The sequence below is a fragment of the Rickettsia sibirica 246 genome (assembly GCF_000166935.1).
Classification (GTDB): Bacteria; Pseudomonadota; Alphaproteobacteria; order Rickettsiales; family Rickettsiaceae; genus Rickettsia; species Rickettsia rickettsii.
The window spans coordinates 736,075-752,041 of sequence record NZ_AABW01000001.1; the positions used below are offsets into that span (position 1 = coordinate 736,075).

The window sequence follows — 15,967 nt, forward strand, 5'->3', positions numbered from 1 at the left end:
AAATATTACTATTGCAATAATAAAATAAAAGAGCCTATAATACTACAGGTTTTTTAAAAAATATCTCAAAAATTTTGTAGTGAAGTGATTATGAACCAAGAATATATTAAGGTACGCGGTGCTAAAGAGCATAATCTAAAAAATATAAATGTTAATATTCCAAGGAATAAATTTGTTGTTATCACCGGTCTTAGCGGTTCAGGCAAGTCTTCTTTAGCGTTTGATACTATTTATGCAGAAGGTCAAAGGCGATATGTTGAAAGTTTATCTTCATATGCAAGGCAATTCTTACATTTACAAAATAAACCTAATGTAGAATCTATTTCCGGATTATCGCCTGCTATTGCAATTGACCAAAAAACTACTTCCAAAAATCCACGTTCTACGGTTGGAACTATAACGGAAATTTACGATTATCTTAGGTTATTATATGCAAGGGTGGGTATTCCTTACTCTCCGGCAACCGGTCTTCCGATACATAGCCAAACAGTTTCCGAGATGGTAGATATAATTAACGAACTACCTAAGGGTACGAAAATATATTTACTCGCTCCTATTGTTAGAGGACATAAGGGTGAGTTCAAGCGTGAAATTATGAATTTGAAAAAGCAAGGCTTTCAGAAATTAATAGTTAACGGGGAAGTTTGCGAAATTGATGATTTACCGAAACTTGATAAAAATAAGAAGCATAATATAGAAGTGATCGTTGATAGAATAGTTCTAGACGAAAGTTTAGGTAATAGACTTGCAGATAGCTTAGAGAGTTCGTTAAATCTTGCCGAGGGTATTACTTATTTGGAAATTGTAGAATTACCGCCGGCAGTTAAGAGCGAGTTTGAAAAAAATCAGCGTATTACTTTTTCCGAGCAATATTCTTGTCCGGTATCGGGTTTTCAGCTTACTGAAATAGAGCCTCGAATCTTTTCTTTTAATAGCCCTTTTGGAGCATGTCCTAAATGTGAAGGGATAGGTAAGGAGTTTTTCTTTGATAGAGATTTAATAGTTCCGGATCAAAGAATTGCTATTAAAGACGGTGCAATAGTGCCTTGGGGTAGTACAGCTTCTAAATTTATCCTAGAGACATTAAAGGCTCTTGCCGATCATTATAAATTTTCTATTGAAGTACCTTTTGTAAGTTTATCACAAAATGTTAAGGATATTTTATTTGAAGGTTCAGGAGAAGAGGCAATAAAGTTTGAATTTCACGATGGTTCTAAAACGCAAATAATAAAACAACCTTTTGCCGGTATAATACCAAGTTTGCAAGAAAAGGACCGTACTATAGAATCGGTTTTAATTAAAGAAGAACTAGCTAAATTTAAGTCAGAGCATAAATGTACTGCTTGTTCAGGGTTTAGATTAAAAGACGAAGCATTATGCGTTAAAATAGCAAATTTGCATATAGGCGAAGTAGCAGGTATGAGTATTGCAGCCTTGCAAAAATGGTTTAGTCACTTAGAAGAAAAATTAAATAAAAAGCAATTATTTATTGCTGAGCGTATACTCAAAGAAATTACCGAGAGATTAAAATTTCTTATGAATGTCGGGCTTGATTATCTAACGTTATCACGAGAAGCAGGTACTTTATCGGGGGGGGAAAGTCAGCGTATTCGTCTTGCATCTCAAATAGGTTCAGGACTGAGCGGTGTTTTATATGTACTTGATGAGCCGTCTATTGGTCTTCATCAACGAGATAATACAAGATTAATTGAGACACTAAAAAGGCTTAGAGATTTGGGTAATACCGTTTTGGTAGTCGAGCATGATGAAGAAACAATATATGAAGCAGACCATATTATTGATATAGGACCGGGAGCCGGTATTTACGGTGGTCGTGTTATTGCGGAAGGAAATGTTGAAGAAATAAAGAATTTTGAAGAAAGTATCACAGGTAGGTATCTAAGTGGTCGTCAAACAATCAAAGTGCCGTCTGAAACAAGAGTAGGGCATGATAATAGGGCAATTGAATTACTTGGGGCGGTTTCCAACAATTTAGATAATGTTGATATCAAAATTCCGCTTGGTACTTTTACCGCTATAACGGGAGTATCGGGAAGTGGTAAATCAAGCTTGATGATTCATACTCTGTATAAAGCGGCTCTAAAGCATTTAGAGCCAACTAGCAAAGTATTTCCTGGCAAATATAGAGAGTTAAAAGGACTTGAATATATTGATAAAATTATCGATATTAATCAATCTCCGATAGGTAGAACTCCTCGTTCAAACCCTGCGACTTATACAGGTGCCTTTACCCATATTAGGGATTGGTTTGTGGAGTTACCTGAATCAAAAGCTAGAGGGTATAAAGTAGGCAGATTTTCGTTTAACGTTAAAGGTGGTAGATGTGAAGCATGCCAAGGTGATGGGCTAATAAAAATAGAGATGCATTTCCTACCTGACGTATATGTAAAGTGTGATATTTGTAACGGGCACAGATATAATAGAGAAACGCTTGAAATAAAATATAAAGGTAAATCTATTGCCGATATTTTGATGATGACTGTAGAAGATGCGATGCAGTTTTTTGAAAAAATACCGTTAATCTATGAAAAATTAATTACCTTAAATGAAGTGGGTCTAGGCTATATTAAAATCGGTCAGTCTGCTACTACTCTTTCAGGTGGTGAAGCACAACGCGTTAAGCTTGCTAAAGAATTATCAAGACGTTCAACCGGTAAAACGCTTTATATACTTGATGAACCGACTACGGGATTACATATCGACGATATTAATAAATTGTTAAAAGTGTTACATAAACTTGTTGATATGGGCAATACCGTTTTAGTTATCGAGCATAATTTAGATGTTATAAAAACTGCAGATTATATTATTGACGTCGGTCCTGAAGGTGGCGACAAAGGTGGTAAGATAGTTGTATGTGGCACCCCTGCCGACATCGCTGCCTGTGAGGAAAGCCATACCGGTAGATATTTAAAGCAATATTTGGTGTGATCTAATATAAATAGCAAGTTACTCTATATAATTTGCTATTTGATATATTTCTAAATTATCCTTAACACTCATCCCTTGATTTCGTTAAGAAAAATTAATCTAATCCTTGCTATTTTCTAAAAATTATCATGTTTTATGGTTTTCTGTAGAATAATTATAAAAGAAGAAATTAATGAAAGTTATATTTAATAGTATTGAAAAAATTTATAATTTATTAACTACCGAGGAATGGATAGATAAATAAGATCCAAAGCAACGCTTGGAACAATTAAACAAAAAACTAGCAAAAGCTAGTGATCCAAAAGAAAAAATTAATTTAGAAAAGGCCATAACAACCTTAGAAGAAAATGCTAAAAGTAATCCCATGACTTTAAAAAAAGCTGGAATAAACCAAGACGATGCTGAAATATATTATATAAAGAGGGCTTTAATAAAAAGTCTAGTGATACATTAAAAGCATTATTAGAAAATAATTTTGATCAATTAAATACTAATGATGTTTTTGAAAAAATACATAAGCAATATTTAAGTACAAATACACACCTTAAAAAAAATCTTATTAGTAAAGACTATGTAAGGAATATTGCCATATTGTTGAAAATCGCTGACTTATATACGGAGAATGGCGGTTTAAATTCTTTAGAAATGGCTAAAAAAGTATCTACTTACTTTGGAAATTTAGAAGATATAAAAAGTTACTTAAAAACTGTTAATTATGATACAAAAGAAACAATAGAATTGAGTTGTCAATTTAATTTACCACAAACATTGTCTTCCAAAACATTAGAATTTTTTCAAATTTTAAATAAAGCTGGAAGAGACTCATTATATATTTTCAGTAATGCACACTTACTGGAAAAAACTGAAAAATTTCAAAAAATTCTTAAAGAAAATAAATTAAATGATTTTCAGCAGATAACTAAAAATGATTTAAAGAATTAGTAAATCAAGTAACTGAAATAGTAATTAAAGAATCTTATAAGTACAACGAAGAAGAATTATCAGAAGAAAATAAATTACATGCAAAAAATTTAGCTAATTTTTCTTTAAAAGGAAAACTAGATAATAATAGTTTTCAAAAAGCATTGAACTTTATAAAAGAATATTATATGCCTGATATTAATTTTGATATAGAGGTAACAGGCAAAAAGTATAATTTTCCTAAATTACCTGCCGATGATATGAAAGGTTTTATGCTTGGTAAATTTAGTAATTCTTGCCAATCTATAGGACATGATTCCGAAAGATGTATTTTAGACGGTATGAGTAAAGCAAATGCCGGTTTTTATATAATTACGGATGATGAAGGAAATATAAGAGCTCAGTCATATGCTTGGCTTGCTGGAGAGGGAAAAAAGAATGAAAAAGCCACTTCTATGTATGGTACTTAGATTCATTTGAGCATTTAGGGAAAGACGATAAATTATTATTTGTACCTATAATAAATAAATTGAGAGAAGCATTACAAAAACAACCATTAAATTTATATGTAGGATGTGGCGGACAAACTCCTAAACTTGATATAAACACTATACTTCATCCAAAACCAATTGAGCAAGATTTATATATATGGCGATGCAACAAATGTGTATCCTATTACAAGAGAAGTACCAACAATAGAATTAAACTTAGGAAAAAATGCTAATAGCCAGGTTAATCAATATTCTACTATTGAAGAGCTAAAAACTGATAGTAAATTACTACAACAAATTATAATAAGTAAGCAAATTAACCGAGATTTAACAGAAGAGGAAATATCGTTGCTTAACATAGGTTTTACTTTTGCACAAATTTCGAATATAGAAAACAATAAACAAGAATTCTTTGTTGAAAATGACGATAATATAAAAAGTTTGACTGACGCCGGTGTTAGTGTGAAAGAATTACTTGCAATGGAACCAAGTCAGCAGAAACTCTTTATTGAAAATAGTTATAAGGTAAAAAGCTTATCTAAGGCCAGGCTCATTACGAAAGAATTGTTTAATGTGATAACAGGCCAACAAGAATCAGGTAATACAAATGAAAATGATTTAACTCAGTTCGATAATACGGATCACAATGCATTAAAAGTAGAGTTGATAGGTGATGCTACAGAACAAGCTTAGGTGAGCGTGGAATACAATTCAAGTATAATAGAATGCTTGCATAACATAGCTAATAAGGAGAGATCCTTTTGGAGACAAATAAGTTATGCAAGAATTCTAATGCTTATGGTCATGGTGGTGGGTATAGAAGCCTAGAGCAGAAAGTGCATTTGAGAATTTAGAGTTAGGAGTTATTTCATTTGGTATTCCGCTGCAACATATGTGACCGTTTAAGCATATCACTTGATCAGAGTTTTTTATTACGGTAAATAAATCATGAGAAATCATAAAAACCGTAATATTGAGCTTTTTACGAATCAAATTAATAAGCTGATAAAATTCTTGTTGGCTTGTTACGTCTAAAGACTGTAACGGTTCATCTAAAATAATTAAGTCGGGATTATTAACTATTGAACATGCAAGAACTACCTTTTGAAACTGTCCTCCTGAGAGCTTAGAAATTTCTTGATCTTTTATATGTTCCAAATCAATAAATGAGTTAATCTCTTTAATATTGTTATTAAAATTACTCGGTGCTAACAACTCTAAAAAATTTTTTACTGTAATAGGTAAATCAGGGGGTAATCCGAACTTCTGCGGTACATATCCAATTTTTAGTTTGGGATCAATTATAATCTCGCCGCTTGTAGGTTTTTCAAGTCCAAGCATTAAGCGTACTATGGTAGTTTTACCTGCACCGTTAGGTCCGATTAAAGTAGTGATATTATTTTTTTTGACAGTGAAACTAACGTTATTTATCGGCAATTTATTACCGAATTTTTTAGATACGTTACGAAACTCGATTATAGGTTTTTGCATGTGTCAGTTCACTTCTGTCATCCCGTAGCTTGACCACGGGATCCAGTAATAAATACTAAAGTTATTAATGTTTTAAGTTATTTTTCTAGATCCCGTGGTTAAGCCACGGGATGACACAGTGGGCAATAAATAGCATTCATTAAATAGAATAAATGCCGATTAGTGCTGCCTTGGCAAGTAAATGCTTTTGCAGGGCAATACTAAATCTGGCTTGCTAGCATTCTCATCAAGCTCAAGATAATCATTTAGGGCATATAGTTTAAAAAAATAACGATGAGGCTTGCCGGCAGGTGGACAAGGACCGCCGTATTTTTTTTCTTGCCAGCTATTATTTAAAATTTTAATACTACTATCTATTTGTCCTTCTGAAAGTAGTAATAGAAGCAGAAATATTATATATTACCCAATGATCCCATATACCGTGTGGCGGTGCTATTTCTACCGGTGCATCCGGATCTCATCCATTATAAGTGCAAAAGATTTAGTATCTGAAGGAGCATTACTCCATTCTAGATGCGGTGAAACATTTTGTCCTTTACAAGTAAATTTATCAGGAATGCGATCATTATGTTTAAATGCCGTATTTGTTATTATGAAAGTCATAGGTTGCTCTTTTTGTTATAACGTCATTGCGAGCAGCCATAAGCTGCGTGGCAATCTCATGAAATAATAAAATTCCTGAGATTGCTTCGGCAATTACTTCGTAATTTTCCTCGCAATGACGTTTTGTCTATCAATTCACAACTTGCCATTGTCCGTCAGGTTGGCGGCATGCATTACCGTATGCTTTTTGTTGTTTTCCGCCTATTACAACTGTTTGAGTGTACTCACGGCAATATTGACCAGTGCTATTTCTATAAGTTTTATTAGGTGTTACGTAACCGTAATTGCCGTTATCCGGATTACGCCATTCTACGTTACTACCACTAGGAGCTGTTTCTAAAGCTCTCTGTGAGGTAAGCTCTGCAAGTCTTCTATCCTGTTCATCCATACCTGCACCGATTTGTCCACCAAGAACTGCTCCAAGTAATGCACCTACACCTACTCCAACAAGCTGTCCTTTGCCCTTACCGAATTGAGAACCAAGTAATGCGCCGCCAGCACCGCCAAGAAGTGTTCCTGTACCTTGTTTATTCATACCGCCTGGACCGTTACAGGCTTGTAACATAGAAGTTGCAAGAGCTATAATCATAATTTTAGATAATAGTTTCATATAATTCTCTCTAAATTAATATATAATTAATAAGTATATGGTTTTTAGAATTTTGTAAAGCTAAAACTAGATTCTGTAAACAAAATTTAAATTATTTGTATTTTAAAATATTATTTTTAATTTTGTTCACAGAACCTCATTATAATTGAATTTTATATTTTCTTTGTTAAACTACAAATAAATAAATTGGAAAGATTTGTCATGGATACTAATAGCCGTAATCGGTTAATAAAATCGGCATCTTATTTATCGGTTACTACGGCATTAATTATTTTAAGTATAAAATTATATGCTTGGGTTGTTACCGATTCGCAATCAATCCTTGCTTCTTTAATTGATTCAATGCTTGATATAACTTCCTCCTTTATTAATCTAATAGCTTTAAGATTTGCCCTGCAACCGCCGGATCATCATCATCGATTCGGGTATGAAAAACTGCAGGATTTAACAATTTTTTCTCAATCGATATTTTTCTTTGCTTCAGCTTTTTTTGTAGGCTTTTCTTCGGTTAAATCTTTATTTGAAAAAACAAACCCGGAGAATATTAGCGACGGTACTACTGTAATGTATGTATGTATATTCTTAACAATTATTTTAGTGTTTTACCAAACTTGTGTAATTAAAAAAACAGGATCGGAAATAGTAAAAGCCGATAAGCTTCATTATTTCACGGACTTACTAACTAATGTTATAGTAATTATCTCTATAAATTTAAGTGATTATTTTTGGTTTGTTGACCCATTATTTGGTGTAGTTATTTCGTTATATATATTTCACTCTTCTTATTCTTTATTTAAAAAGGCATTTAAAAATTTAGTAGATCATGAATTACCCGAACAAGACAGACAAAAAATTATCTCGATAGTTAATAACCATTTAGGGGCAAAAGGTATGCACGAAATGAAAACTAGATATGCTGGTCAAAAAGCTTTTATCCAGTGTCATCTGGAAATGGACGGCAATATGTCGCTTTATAGTGCTCATAAAATTAGCGATGAGATTGCTTTTGAAATATTGCAGGAATTTCCGGAGGCTGAAATAATTATCCACCAAGATCCTTTTGGAATCGAAGAACACGTAAAGTACCGTGAATATATTGTTAGATAAAGAAGCTAATTTTAATAATTTTTTCATGGAGCAAGCTTTAAAACAAGCAAAGATTGCTTTTGATAAAAATGAAGTCCCGGTCGGAGCGGTAGTTGTAGATAGGTTAAATCAGAAAATTATTGCTAGTACCCATAACAATACGGAAGAAAAAAATAACGCTCTTTATCATGCTGAAATTATTGCTATTAATGAAGCATGTAATCTTATATCTTCTAAAAATTTAAATGATTATGATATTTACGTTACTTTAGAACCTTGTGCTATGTGTGCGGCAGCTATAGCTCATAGCAGGTTAAAACGTTTATTTTATGGGGCTTCTGATTCCAAGCACGGAGCAGTCGAAAGTAATTTGCGATATTTTAACAGTAGTGCTTGTTTTCATAGACCGGAAATATATAGCGGAATTCTTGCCGAAGATTCGGGGCTATTAATGAAAGAGTTTTTTAAGAGGATAAGAACTGTTATTTCTAGCCACAGAATGACATAAAGAAGTAAGAAAACATGCTAAAACTATTAACCCCCTATTATTTTAATAAATTATCAAAGGTTATAATACCTATATTAGCTATATCTACTTGTGTAATGATGATTATAGGTCTTTATTTAGCCCTCATAGTTTCGCCGGTAGATTATCAGCAAGGTGATTTTGTACGCATTATGTATGTTCATGTCCCTGCCTCTTGGATGGCTCTTGGTGTTTATGTTTTCATGGCAGTATGCAGCTTTAGCTATTTAGTATGGAAAACTACTATTAGCTATTTGCTAGCCGTAGCTTCTAGTTACGTTGGGGCTACTTTTACTTTGATTAGTTTAGTAACAGGTTCTTTATGGGGAAAACCTATATGGGGGACATGGTGGGTTTGGGATGCAAGACTTACCTCCATGCTCATATTATTTTTATTATATTTAAGCTATATTATTATAGTGAATAGTGCGGATAATATAAGAAAGGCACAAAATCCTTCTTCTATTATTGCTCTTATCGGACTGATTAACATACCGATAGTAAAATTCTCGGTAAATATTTGGTATAGTCTGCATCAGCCTGCTAGTGTTTTAAGGCTAGGGAGTCCAACTATTCACTCTTCAATGCTAAAGCCTTTAATTATCATGTTTATTAGTTTTATATTATATTTTCTATTAGTATTACTTTTAAGAACTGCTATATTAATCGACAAAATCAAAAACAGATAATAAAATGACTTATGTTGTAACCGATGAATGCGTAAAATGTAAATATACCGATTGTGTTGAAGTATGTCCTGTAGATTGTTTTTATGAAGGTGAAAGGGAAGATGATTTTATGTTAGTCATTAACCCCAATGAATGTATAGATTGCGGCGTTTGTGTTCCTGATTGTCCTATAGGTGCTATTAAACCTGAATCACCGGGGTTAATAGAATGGGTAGAACGTGCAAAAGATTTTATAGAAAATAAAGGATGGAAAAATATTACAAAAAAAAAACTGCTTTGCCTGATGCCGATAAATTTAAAGATGAGAAAGATAAGTTTAATAAATACGTATGAATTAACTATATGTGTTTATTTTGTCACAAAACTTAATAAAAGCTTTATTATATGAATCTAATTGCCGATTAAATATAGAACTAAAAAATATAATATGTTATATATGCCATTAAGATAATTTAATTATTTAATTTGAGGTGCTAATCATGAAAAAGTTACTTTTAATAGCTGCTACAAGTGCAACAATTTTGTCTTCTAGCGTATCATTTGCTGAGGGCGTGGATCATGAGTGGTATTTAAGAATAGATACCGGTGCAGCAATGTTTAATGAAGAAAAAGATAAGGCAACCGGTGTTAAATTAAAATCTAATACAACTGTTCCAGTTGCTTTAGGTATCGGTTATTATATTTCCGAAAACTTTAGAGCCGATTTAACTTTAGGTACTATAATCGGTGGTAAGTTAAAGAAATCCGGAGCTGCGACTAATGCACCTTTTACCCGTACTAATGTTTCAGCAAGCCATAAACCTACTATTACACGTTTACTTATTAACGGTTATGTAGATTTAACTAATTTTGATATGTTCGATGTTTTTGCTGGTGCCGGTGTTGGTCCTGCATTAGTTAAAGAAAAAATTACATATAATGGGATAACCGGTCTTTCATCTAACACTAAAAACAGAACTAATATTTCTTACAAGCTAACTTTAGGTACTTCTGCACAAATTGCCGACGGTGTTAAAGTAGAACTAGCTTATAGCTGGATAGATGATGGTAGAACCAAAAGTAAGAATGTAATTTACCAAGGAACAAGTGTACCAACCGGTGGTATGCATTATCAAAGCCATAACTTAACAGCAGGTATAAGATTTGATATATAATTAACAAGAATATATTAATAGTTTTAGGTAATAACCTAATATCATACCGTGGCTTAACCACGGTATCTAGAAATAAAAAAAAAGACTGGATTCCGGTGGTTAAGCCACGGAGTGATATTAGATGACAACTCAGAAATGTCACTTAAAGCTGTTTTTTATCGAATTTAGGTAAAAATTGTAAAATTATTATCTAATATCGTTTTTACTAACAACTAATAAAATTTAAAGGAAAAATTTAACAATATGAAAAAATTACTTTTAATAGCAGCTGCAAGCACAGCACTTTTAACTTCTGGTCTTTCATTTGCTGATTGCGATATGAATTCTTCTGTAGATTCATCTACTAATTCATCGATGTCATCATCTGTGGAAAATCAATGGTATTTAAAACTCAATGCCGGCGGTGTGATTTTTAACAAAACAAAACCTAAAGGAGCAGATTTTAAGTTAAATAATATAAAGTCTAATACAGGATTTACAGGTGAGATCGGTGCGGGTTACTATATAATGGATAATCTAAGAACCGATTTAACAATTGGAGCGGTAGCAAGTAGTCATTTAAAGAAATCAAAAACTTATCCAGACGGTAATTCTTTCTCAGTAAAAAATAAACCTACTATTGTAAGTGTATTACTTAACGGTTATGTTGATTTCGTCGATTTAAGCATGTTTAAAGTATTTGCAGGTGCAGGTGTTGGTGCTGCTTTTGTAAAGGAAAAAATTAACTCTAAAGATATTAAAGGTGGTGTAACTGACACTTTCAACGGTACTACTAAAAACAAAACTAACTTTGCTTATCAATTATCTTTAGGAACTTCATTTGAAGTTGCACAAGGTGTAAAAGCTGAACTAGTTTATAGCTGGAGAGATTACGGTAAAACAAAAAATACCACCAAAACTATTAACGGGGATAAAGTTAAATTTGGTGGAACCCATTATAAAGGTCATAACTTAATGGCAGGATTAAGATTTGATATGTAATTAGTCTTAAATCTTTTTACAAGCTATTAACACGAAAAAGGAGTCTGTATTAAAGGCTCCTTTTTTTGTTTGTATGTCTTGGTATTGCCTACGTGGATACTGAGACGTCATGAGCTAAGCGACTGCAAGGTATTATCGCATGATTCAGCTTTTTTGTCATTGCGAGGAAAATTACGAAGTAATCCAGTAAAAAATTCTGATTTACAGCATTTTTATTATTTTTCCTAGATCCTACGGTTGCAGAGTTGTTGTATGGTTAGCCCGTACGATGTCATTCCCGCTTCCGCGGGAATGACATAAACTGAGCCAGGCAACAACACCTACAAGTTTGCAGAGTTATAGTAGAGATGGCATTGGATATTCATGCCAACAAACTCTTAATCTAAAGACTCTTTTTGCCTTTATAAAACGTTACGTTCATTTGATGTATTGCTGCAAAGCCTAAATAAATTTTAATACGTTCTAGAATAATATCTTGATAATAAGGTAATTCTGCTGCAGTAGCATTATCTTCAGCTTGTATAAACAGCGTATTAATCTTTTGTTTTTTATAAGTATAGGTGGTGATTTTTAAAGGTAATGCTTTAGTGCTGAAGTTAAACCCGACTATTTTATTCCAGTTAATCATGATTTCAGGCAGCAATGGATGTTGTTTAGCAAATATACGTCTAACTATTTTATCGATATCCTCTTTAATTAGCTTCATTTTAATAAACTCTGCACTGTTAAAGTTATGACTGCTAAAGCAAGCATTATAGATATTACGGGAAAATGTAAAGATGTAACCGATATGATCATTAAAAATATATTACAAACTGCTATAATCGATACTACTTGTTTATGAGATTTACCTTTTTGTACTGCTTTTTGAAAAAAATGTTTTAAATGAGGCTGCCAAATTTTTTCTTTATTGAGTAGCCGAATTAATATGGTTAGCACTGCATCAGTGATGTAATATAAGCTAGCAATAGCACAAGCTATAAATAAATTAGTGCTTGTAAGAGCCAGCAGGAGCAAACAAAGACCCGTTAAGAACCCAAGACTAATACTTCCCACGTCTCCTAAAAATATTTTTGCCGGATGCCAATTAAATATTAAAAAACCACAAGAGCCACCAAGAATAATAACATTTACACTAGCTATAAAATATGGATTATTAATAGTCGGAAATTGTAAAAAACATAATATAAGCATAGTGCTAGATAGATGGATAGATTCCACACAACTCATACCGTCTATACCGTCCATAAAATTATATATATTAATAAAACCGCTTAAAGCTATAACTAAAATAGAATATATTAGTATATGTACAGAGTTTAGCTGCGAAAAAAGAAAAATAGCAAAAGCTGCACAAATTAAGTGGACTATTAAACGAATTAGAATAGGTACGGCTTTTAAGTCATCTAAAAAGGAAATCGAAGCAATTGCCAATAATAACGGTAATATTTTTATTGAATTAACAAAGTTATTGCTCGTTATATATTCAAACCCGCTCAAAGCAATCATTACAACAACTACAATAGCAAGACCGCCGCCGCGCGGTGTTATCTTATCATGAGAACGACGGTTACTTGGTATATCAACTAAACCGATAGTAGGAAGATATTTAGTTAATATATATGTTAATATAGCGGTGGATATAAAAGAAAAAATAAATAATGTGCTGTAGCTATTTATATTCATAGGAACATATTAGATTTAAAACTATAATATTTACGGTTTGGCATGTCTCTACTATCTTATTTGTCATATGAATGTTGGCTTTTGAAGGTTCAGGGCTACCGCTTGGATGATGATGCACAAGTATAAGGCTGCTTGCTTCGTTAAATAAAGCTCGTTTAATTATCTCACGTGGATATACCGCAGCTTGGTCTATAGTTTCTTGACTTAAAACCTCATCAGCAATTAAAATATTTTTCTTATTCAAAAATAATATACGAAATTGCTCGAGTCGCATATTGCCCATATTAACTTTTAAATAATCAATCCAAGAACTCCAAGAAGCATTAATATTTTTATTTATTATTTTTTGTTTCAATACTCTAATTTATCAGCTCACGTAGAGCAAAATTGATATATAAATTTTCATTGGTGCCTTTAATACTAAGTAGCCTTTCCTTATCAAGGTTAATTAAATCCGTAATATCAAAATGATCAAGTAATTTTTTAGCAAGAGGTTTTATGTCTTTATGAGGGATAGCCGAAAATAACATTACTTCAAGTAATTCGTAATCAGAAAAATGTTCTGCTCCAGCGGCAACGAAGCGTTCTTTTACTCTTTTACGGTGACCTATATAATGAGGCGTATCTATTATTTCATCATTACTAAATTCTAACAAATTATTTTCTAACATTTTTTATGTTTATTCAAATTATAAATAAGTAAAATGTTGCTGATGTCATTCCTAGCTAAAAGCGGGAATCCAGTAATCTTTAATGTCATCCTAGCTAACTTGATCGCGGGATCTAGTCTTTTTAAATGCTTTTTGGATCCCGTGGTCAAGCCACGGGATGACACTGAGTGCGTTTTTTGATCCACGCAACAATGTTCCGCGGGAATGACATAGATAGCCATACAACAAAATCAAGTTTTACCCTACAGTTTAGTATGGAGGATAATCAAGTTTTTTAGGTGATAACGTAAATATTTCAAAACCGTCTTTAGTCACGCCTATAGTATGCTCAAATTGAGCCGATAATGATTTATCACGTGTAGTAACTGTCCATCCATCTAGTTTACTTAATATAGTGTCATAATTACCGGCATTTATCATAGGTTCAACGGTGAAAAACATCCCTTCTTCTAACGTTAGACCCGTGCCGCTGCGACCGTAATTTAATATTGACGGTTCGTCATGAAAAACTCTTCCGATACCGTGACCCGTATAATCTCTAACCACAGAATAATTATGTTTCTCGGCATAGCTTTGAATAGCATGTCCGATATCACCGAGTTTAGCACCGGGTCTAACTACTTCAATCCCTTTCATCATTGCATCATAAGTTACTTGAATAAGACGCTTTGGCTTAATTGCTACGTCACCGACATAATACATACGGCTAGTATCACCGTACCAACCGTCTAAAATTACCGTAACATCAATATTTACTATATCACCGTTTTTTAACGGTTTATCGTTTGGAATGCCGTGACAAACCACATGATTTATAGAAGTACAAATCGATTTCGGAAAGCCTTTGTAATTTAAAGGTGCAGGAACGGCATTATGAGAAGTAATAAAATTATGACAAAGGCCATTTAAACTATTAGTAGTGACATTCGGTTTTACGTGATCAGTAATAAAATCGAGCGTCTCTGCAGCTAATTTTCCTGCTGCCCGCATCTTTATGAAATCTTTTCCCGTGTGGATTTTTATGGTCATGAATTTTGGTTACCTTTCCCTCAAAAAAATATATTTTCATAATACAAAATGGCTCTTTTAATGTAAATAACTTATCCTATTATTGTGAGAAGTGCTGCTATGTTACTTGATGTAGGTTTTGGATATTATATAATTGCTAATATAATTATTATTTAACATAATGGGTGTAGTGAGGTTATTATTTGCTCTTTCTGTTGTGGCTGCACATTCAACTTCTCATCCATTGCTTAAATTTATAGGTACAACAATTGCAGTACAATCTTTTGTCATGATTTTCGGCTTTTATATGGCTATGATTCAGAGCAATTATACAAGCAAAATAAAATTTTGGAAACGTAGATATTTAAGGCTTTATCCTACTTATATCTTTTGTATTTTAGTTACTTTCTTCTTGCAGCAAAAATTTTCTTTTTTAAGCAATTGTGTCATCTTCCATTTCCGGCTGGTTTTTTTAATTTTTGCAAACCTAACAATGTTGTTGCAAGATGTAACAATGTTTATTGGAATTAATAATAATACAGTACATTTTACAAAATACTTTATTGACTCCACGCCTCCTCTTTATCAATTTTTGTTGATACCTCCTGGTTGGTCAATTGGGCTAGAAATTTCTTTTTATTTAATGGCACCTTGGATTCTAAAAAAGAAAAATATCTATATTTTATCCATAATTTGTATATCTTTAATTACTAGAATTATTCTTCAGTTTAATGGATTTATAGGAGATTCTTGGTCTTATAGATTCTTTCCTTCTGAACTTGCAGTTTTCTTAATTGGTAGTCAAGCATTTTATATTTATATTAATCAAGAAATAAACGAAAAAAAGTCTTGGCTTAGTCAATTACTCTATTTATATATTATATTAATAATTATTACTTTTCCGTTTATCCCAATAGAGCCTCAACTAAAAAAATTACTTTTTTATTGTTTATTTGCTCTATCTTTAGGAAAAATATTTGACTTAACCAAAGATAATAAGTTAGACAAATTAATTGCTTTACTCTCTACCCAATATATTGTTGTCATTTAATTGTCTTGTATAATAGATTACCTGCTATTTCATATTGGGCTGATAAT

General features: G+C 32.4%; 18 protein-coding genes and 3 pseudogenes. 13 read left to right on the plus strand and 8 right to left on the minus strand.

From position 1 onward, the window contains the following. Positions 1-90 precede the first annotated feature (90 nt). From uvrA to RSIB_RS06185, 5 genes are all read left to right on the plus strand, one after another. Positions 91-2,952: an excinuclease ABC subunit UvrA gene (uvrA, locus tag RSIB_RS02315; RefSeq protein WP_004997187.1), complete on the plus strand. Its 2,862-nt coding sequence runs from the start codon at positions 91-93 to the stop codon at positions 2,950-2,952. 259 nt (positions 2,953-3,211) lie between these two features. After that, positions 3,212-3,406 carry a hypothetical protein gene (locus RSIB_RS02310; protein WP_004997188.1) on the plus strand — a complete coding sequence of 65 codons (195 nt, stop codon included), beginning with the start codon at positions 3,212-3,214 and terminating at the stop codon, positions 3,404-3,406. 137 nt (positions 3,407-3,543) lie between these two features. After that, positions 3,544-3,894 (plus strand): hypothetical protein, encoded by a 351-nt coding sequence (locus tag RSIB_RS02305; RefSeq protein WP_026053129.1) that lies wholly within the window; start codon positions 3,544-3,546, stop codon positions 3,892-3,894. Positions 3,895-4,061: 167 nt separating this feature from the next. Then, the gene (locus tag RSIB_RS02300) at positions 4,062-4,343 is read left to right on the plus strand and encodes a hypothetical protein (RefSeq protein ID WP_004997194.1); all 282 of its coding nucleotides are present in this window, start codon (positions 4,062-4,064) and stop codon (positions 4,341-4,343) included. Positions 4,344-4,538: 195 nt separating this feature from the next. Further along, positions 4,539-5,057 carry a hypothetical protein gene (locus RSIB_RS06185; RefSeq protein ID WP_004997196.1) on the plus strand — a complete coding sequence of 173 codons (519 nt, stop codon included), beginning with the start codon at positions 4,539-4,541 and terminating at the stop codon, positions 5,055-5,057. Positions 5,058-5,153: 96 nt separating this feature from the next. Here the strand turns inward: RSIB_RS06185 and RSIB_RS02295 are convergent, their stop codons facing one another. Continuing rightward, positions 5,154-5,855, minus strand: a complete 702-nt coding sequence (locus RSIB_RS02295; protein ID WP_004997198.1) for an ATP-binding cassette domain-containing protein — start codon at positions 5,853-5,855, stop codon at positions 5,154-5,156. A gap of 159 nt (positions 5,856-6,014) precedes the next feature. Further along, positions 6,015-6,458: pseudogene (locus RSIB_RS10475) on the minus strand (YbhB/YbcL family Raf kinase inhibitor-like protein). 45 nt (positions 6,459-6,503) lie between these two features. Between RSIB_RS10475 and RSIB_RS10610 the strand changes: the two are divergent. Then, a pseudogene (locus RSIB_RS10610) lies at positions 6,504-6,590 on the plus strand (lytic transglycosylase domain-containing protein); the annotation flags it as partial. On the opposite strand, the gene RSIB_RS02290 reads toward RSIB_RS10610, so the two are convergent. Then, on the minus strand, positions 6,589-7,068 hold the full coding sequence (locus RSIB_RS02290) for an RT0821/Lpp0805 family surface protein (RefSeq protein ID WP_004997204.1): 480 nt from the start codon (positions 7,066-7,068) through the stop codon (positions 6,589-6,591). The pseudogene RSIB_RS10610 and the gene RSIB_RS02290 sit on opposite strands and share 2 nt — an antisense overlap. Before the next feature lie 201 nt (positions 7,069-7,269). Between RSIB_RS02290 and RSIB_RS02285 the strand changes: the two genes are divergently transcribed. The 6 genes and pseudogenes from RSIB_RS02285 to RSIB_RS02260 all read left to right on the plus strand — a co-directional run bounded on the left by RSIB_RS02285 (position 7,270) and on the right by RSIB_RS02260 (position 11,504). Then, positions 7,270-8,175, plus strand: coding sequence for a cation diffusion facilitator family transporter (locus tag RSIB_RS02285; RefSeq protein WP_004997206.1), 906 nt, complete (start codon positions 7,270-7,272; stop codon positions 8,173-8,175). Continuing rightward, on the plus strand, positions 8,156-8,662 hold the full coding sequence (locus tag RSIB_RS02280) for a nucleoside deaminase (protein WP_004997207.1): 507 nt from the start codon (positions 8,156-8,158) through the stop codon (positions 8,660-8,662). The genes RSIB_RS02285 and RSIB_RS02280 overlap by 20 nt, the downstream gene beginning before the upstream one ends. Positions 8,663-8,676: 14 nt before the next feature. Beyond that, positions 8,677-9,369, plus strand: a complete 693-nt coding sequence (locus RSIB_RS02275) for a heme ABC transporter permease (RefSeq protein ID WP_004997210.1) — start codon at positions 8,677-8,679, stop codon at positions 9,367-9,369. A 4-nt stretch (positions 9,370-9,373) separates the two neighbouring features. Further along, positions 9,374-9,702 (plus strand): annotated as a pseudogene (locus tag RSIB_RS02270) (ferredoxin family protein). A gap of 146 nt (positions 9,703-9,848) precedes the next feature. Next, positions 9,849-10,523 carry an outer membrane beta-barrel protein gene (locus RSIB_RS02265; RefSeq protein WP_004997218.1) on the plus strand — a complete coding sequence of 225 codons (675 nt, stop codon included), beginning with the start codon at positions 9,849-9,851 and terminating at the stop codon, positions 10,521-10,523. Positions 10,524-10,766: 243 nt separating this feature from the next. Beyond that, complete coding sequence (locus tag RSIB_RS02260) at positions 10,767-11,504, plus strand: outer membrane protein (protein ID WP_004997220.1); 738 nt, start codon at positions 10,767-10,769, stop codon at positions 11,502-11,504. A 382-nt stretch (positions 11,505-11,886) separates the two neighbouring features. Here the strand turns inward: RSIB_RS02260 and RSIB_RS02255 are convergent, their stop codons facing one another. The 5 genes from RSIB_RS02255 to map form a co-directional block, all read right to left on the minus strand. Beyond that, a complete protein-coding gene (locus RSIB_RS02255) occupies positions 11,887-12,210 on the minus strand; it encodes a DUF721 domain-containing protein (protein ID WP_004997222.1) in 324 nt (107 codons plus the stop codon). Next, on the minus strand, positions 12,207-13,190 hold the full coding sequence (locus RSIB_RS02250) for an MraY family glycosyltransferase (protein ID WP_004997224.1): 984 nt from the start codon (positions 13,188-13,190) through the stop codon (positions 12,207-12,209). The genes RSIB_RS02255 and RSIB_RS02250 overlap by 4 nt, the downstream gene beginning before the upstream one ends. Then, positions 13,177-13,545 (minus strand): JAB domain-containing protein, encoded by a 369-nt coding sequence (locus RSIB_RS02245; RefSeq protein WP_004997227.1) that lies wholly within the window; start codon positions 13,543-13,545, stop codon positions 13,177-13,179. Before RSIB_RS02245 ends, RSIB_RS02250 begins: the two co-directional genes overlap by 14 nt. 4 nt (positions 13,546-13,549) lie before the next feature. Further along, complete coding sequence (locus RSIB_RS02240) at positions 13,550-13,861, minus strand: UPF0758 domain-containing protein (RefSeq protein WP_004997229.1); 312 nt, start codon at positions 13,859-13,861, stop codon at positions 13,550-13,552. Between the two features lie 249 nt (positions 13,862-14,110). Continuing rightward, positions 14,111-14,890 (minus strand): type I methionyl aminopeptidase, encoded by a 780-nt coding sequence (gene map / locus RSIB_RS02235; protein WP_010977838.1) that lies wholly within the window; start codon positions 14,888-14,890, stop codon positions 14,111-14,113. A 160-nt stretch (positions 14,891-15,050) separates the two neighbouring features. Between map and RSIB_RS06195 the strand changes: the two genes are divergently transcribed. Next, positions 15,051-15,920, plus strand: a complete 870-nt coding sequence (locus tag RSIB_RS06195) for an acyltransferase family protein (RefSeq protein WP_026053128.1) — start codon at positions 15,051-15,053, stop codon at positions 15,918-15,920. Positions 15,921-15,967 lie beyond the last annotated feature (47 nt).